The following is a 2568-nucleotide window of genomic DNA, read 5'->3' as shown; positions in this document are numbered from 1 at the left end:
GAGCTGCGTTATTATCTCAGCGAGTCACATCGCTTAGCCTCTTTAAACCTCACCAACAAACTTCAAAAAGAACTTCACCTCAACCAATAACAAGGCGTAGTCTTTGTCCTTAATAAATAGCTTAGGAGTACAAACGTGTACATCGCAATGAACCGCTTCAAAATCAAACTGTGTTGTGAGAAAGACTTTATCGAGATCTGGAAGAATCGCGATTCCTTTCTAAGCGAGGTACTAGGATTTAAATCGTTTAATTTACTGCAAGGCGAAACTACCGAAGAATACACCTTGATCTCATCACGTGCAGTTTAGGAGTCGGAAGAAGCATTTCGCGCATGGACCAAATCTGAAGCTTTTCGTAAAGCGCATGCAAATGCGGGCGGCCCATCTTCAAAAGAGCTACATGTCAGTCCTCCTCAATTAGAGTGCTATGCAGCCGTTATTTAGCTTGTAATCACACAACTAGAATACTGATATCGAAAAGCAGTCTACTGCATATCCCTTAAACTCCAAGTGGCAGATATAGCTATGTACATAGCTGAGTTAATATCCACAGCGATCAATCCTTTCCAATAGCATTAATTCGGGGTCGCCAAATACATCTTGCATCCCAAACACCCGGCAATTACTCAATTCTTGCTGACATGTGAGTAGCAATAGCTGCCGAAATAACTTCTGAATTTCATTCTTATCTGCGACGTTTCCTTTCTGACGTGCTTCAGAGTAGGCCCACCTCATACACGTTCGCTTTGACTCAGCGTCGACGATCTCTAAGTTCGGATTTCCTTCCTCTAACCACGCATATATGTAATATCCCATCGTATCTTCTCCTATTTACAGTAATACAAATGATAATCGTTATTATTTAAATCGCAAGTGAATTGCTTCTCGTTTTATTTCAACAAGCTTCCCTCCAAAGAAAGCGAAACCGGATTTCTATTTTTTGAAGCTAAAAAACTTATGCAAATCTCATAGGATCACTTTAATCACTAACCAATGATCAACTTATTTATGAGTCATCTCAGCAAAGTTCTTATCTTTAAAATTCTTGGCACCGTGTTGGTTTGGTGCATCCCTCTCTTACTTTTTCCAGCGTCTGTTTTAGAGCAATTCGGGTTTCCTGCACAAGATAGCTACATGTTTATTCGTATGCTGGGTTGGGCCTATTTAGCATTATGCGTTGGTTACTTCATGGGCTTACAAGCCTCACTAAAAGGCAAGCGTTTAATGACCCCATTTATGTTGGCGTAGTCAGATGGTGGCGGCTGTTTATTCCTTCTTTACTACGGCATAAGCGGGGAATGGTCTGCATGGGGTGGCGCTATTCAATTTATCGCTTGGGGTTCGACACTTGCGACGGCTTTGATTACTGCGGGTTTGTTTGTTTTTGGCATCAAAGGAAACGAACCAATTATTGAGTCGTTTTAGTTCCATAATTGGGGATACGAGCAAGAATAAAAATACACAAAATTTTGATCGACTTTTGATCAATGTATGTATAGAGTTCGCCTCAGCTAGTAAGACACACCGTGTATTTACATCCTACATGTCGTTGTTATTCGTATTCCTCGTCCTGCAGTTGTTACGCCCAGTTTGTTTTTTCCAGCACATTTGCCGCATACAGGCGTTTTAATTGATTTTTTTCAGGATATAGATATGTCTAATACAGTTACTGGTACAGTAAAATGGTTCAACGAAACTAAAGGCTTTGGTTTTATCGCTCAAGACAATGGCCCAGACGTTTTCGCTCACTTCCGTCAAATCAAAGGCGAAGGCTTCAAAACATTGGCTGAAGGCCAAAAAGTTGATTTTGAAGTAACACAAGGCCAGAAAGGCCCACAAGCTGAGAACATCGTTCCACAGTAATTAATACTGTTTACGATCCAGCAAAAAGGCGAACTAAACGGTTTGCCTTTTTTGTTTAACATCTACTGATCTCTTATCTAATATAAACAGCTCATGTAACGAGTTTAAAACTCTTAAACAGTGGATGAGCCTCCATGTCTGTCAACCTACAAAACCCTAGCCCTTCGAAACTACAAAGCGCCATTCAAACAACCAGACCACCCTTTCTTATCTTAGCGCCAGTCTGTGTTTTATTGGGGTTAAGTTTGGCTTATCAGGCTGGGTATAGTTTTAAACTGATCGACCTCATTCTAATATTTGCTGCAGCTCTTCTGGCACATGCTAGCGTCAATTCACTGAACGAATACATCGATTTTAAATCTGGTCTTGATCTTAAGACTGAACGCACGCCTTTTAGTGGAGGCAGTGGCGCTCTTCCAAATAATCCTAGCGCTCTGAAGCATGCTCTCATCCTTGGGTTAGTCAGCCTAAGTCTTACTGCACTGATCGGTTTGTATTTTGTTTATTCTGTAGGCCTCATACTTCTACCGCTTGGAATAGCTGGTATTGCCTTGGTGCCTTGTATTCACCATGGATTAATCGATTACCATGGGTATGCTTGATTGCGCCCGGCGCAGGATTTGGAATTGTTATGGTCGCCGGAAACTTCTCAGTGATCGCGGCTTATGATCAACTCACTTATCTAACTCTTCTGCTACCATTTTG

General features: G+C 41.4%; 4 protein-coding genes and 1 pseudogene. 4 read left to right on the top strand and 1 reads right to left on the bottom strand.

What is annotated here, in order from left to right:
* Nucleotides 1-135 precede the first annotated feature (135 nt).
* Nucleotides 136-444: pseudogene (locus A3762_RS08485) on the top strand (antibiotic biosynthesis monooxygenase).
* Nucleotides 445-540: 96 nt separating this feature from the next.
* Here the strand turns inward: A3762_RS08485 and A3762_RS08480 are convergent.
* Complete coding sequence (locus A3762_RS08480) at nt 541-816, bottom strand: hypothetical protein (RefSeq protein ID WP_068473085.1); 276 nt, start codon at nt 814-816, stop codon at nt 541-543.
* A gap of 192 nt (nt 817-1008) precedes the next feature.
* Between A3762_RS08480 and A3762_RS08475 the strand changes: the two genes are divergently transcribed.
* The 3 genes from A3762_RS08475 to A3762_RS08465 all read left to right on the top strand — a co-directional run bounded on the left by A3762_RS08475 (nt 1009) and on the right by A3762_RS08465 (nt 2465).
* Entirely contained in the window at nt 1009-1248 is a 240-nt protein-coding gene (locus tag A3762_RS08475) for a hypothetical protein (protein ID WP_156493342.1), read from the top strand.
* Nucleotides 1249-1653: 405 nt separating this feature from the next.
* Nucleotides 1654-1863 carry a cold-shock protein gene (locus tag A3762_RS08470; protein WP_068754957.1) on the top strand — a complete coding sequence of 70 codons (210 nt, stop codon included), beginning with the start codon at nt 1654-1656 and terminating at the stop codon, nt 1861-1863.
* Between the two features lie 134 nt (nt 1864-1997).
* Nucleotides 1998-2465: a prenyltransferase gene (locus tag A3762_RS08465; RefSeq protein ID WP_068754955.1), complete on the top strand. Its 468-nt coding sequence runs from the start codon at nt 1998-2000 to the stop codon at nt 2463-2465.
* Nucleotides 2466-2568: the final 103 nt, after the last annotated feature.

The organism is Oleiphilus sp. HI0125 (assembly GCF_001635355.1).
This window is presented reverse-complemented; position numbering and strand designations above follow the sequence as displayed.

Excerpts from the sequence above, each read along its gene's own strand:
- A3762_RS08465 (WP_068754955.1), top strand. The coding sequence starts at position 1,998 with ATGTCTGTCAACCTACAAAACCCTAGCCCTTCGAAACTACAAAGCGCC.
- A3762_RS08475 (WP_156493342.1), top strand. The coding sequence starts at position 1,009 with ATGAGTCATCTCAGCAAAGTTCTTATCTTTAAAATTCTTGGCACCGTG.
- A3762_RS08480 (WP_068473085.1), bottom strand. The coding sequence starts at position 816 with ATGGGATATTACATATATGCGTGGTTAGAGGAAGGAAATCCGAACTTA.
- A3762_RS08470 (WP_068754957.1), top strand. The coding sequence starts at position 1,654 with ATGTCTAATACAGTTACTGGTACAGTAAAATGGTTCAACGAAACTAAA.